This is a genomic window from Nocardiopsis codii (genome assembly GCF_036327455.1).
In the GTDB taxonomy this organism is placed as follows: domain Bacteria; phylum Actinomycetota; class Actinomycetes; order Streptosporangiales; family Streptosporangiaceae; genus Nocardiopsis; species Nocardiopsis codii.
On record NZ_JAUZMY010000080.1, the window covers coordinates 1 to 963 of the forward strand.

The window sequence follows — 963 nt, forward strand, 5'->3', positions numbered from 1 at the left end:
TCCGGGAATACATCAAGGATCCAAAAGCCAAGATTCCGGGTACCAAGATGATTTTCCCGGGCCTGAAAGATCCAAAGCAGATTGACGATGTCGTCGCCTACCTCAAGCAGTTCGATTCCAAAGGAAAGAAAGCGGAGGCAGTTCCATCGGGCATCAGGCAGGCGAGCCTGAAATGAAGTGCTGTCCTGGTAGCTCTCTGGTTTCGCCGAGCGGGTCCAACGGTCTGCGTGCTGGGGGCAGGACGGGGTTCTTGGATCCATGACTCCCCTTTGCCGGGGGCATGCAGATCGTCCTTGGAGCCTTACTCGGTGCGGCGGTTGGCGCAGCAGATACCCTGCCGCCAATTATATCCACGCACTGTCACACTCGGCTGCTTAGAAGGGAAGCGGGTAAACATGTGTGGTATCCATCGCTCTTCCGAAATAGATGATTTTAAATTCATCTGATAAATCAATGGCTTGATCGTGTGTTACTGAGTGGTAAACGCTGTCACACCGCTGTCAAAGAGACCGGCAACGGTCTGAACTACCAGTCGATCGGTTCAGGCGCCGGAATCAAGCAGATTCAGGCCAAGACCGTGACCTTCGGCGCGACCGACGCGCCTCTCAAGGCTGAACAGCTCGAGAAGGATGGCCTCATTCAGTGGCCGATGGTGATGGGCGCGATCGTGCCTGTCGTGAACCTCGAAGGCATCAAGCCGGGCGAACTGGTGCTCTCCGGCGAACTGCTGGGCGACATCTATCTCGGCAAGGTCACCAAGTGGAACGACCCCGCAATCGCCAAGCTGAACCCGAAGCTGACGCTGCCGACCGATGCCATCACCGTGGTGCGTCGTTCGGACGGTTCGGGAACGACCTTCAACTTCACCGACTATCTGTCCAAGGCCAGCCCTGAGTGGAAGGCCAAGGTTGGTCAGGGGACCGCTGTTGAATGGCCCACCGGCGTCGGCGCCAAGGGCAACGA

At 57.3% G+C, this 963-nt stretch carries 1 protein-coding gene; it reads left to right on the plus strand.

Annotation, left to right across the window (positions count from 1 at the left end; translation table 11 throughout):
- Positions 1 to 466: 466 nt before the first annotated feature.
- Positions 467 to 963 (plus strand): phosphate ABC transporter substrate-binding protein PstS (gene pstS, locus Q8791_RS31710; RefSeq protein ID WP_330095546.1); only part of this gene is annotated, 497 nt, incomplete at its 3' end.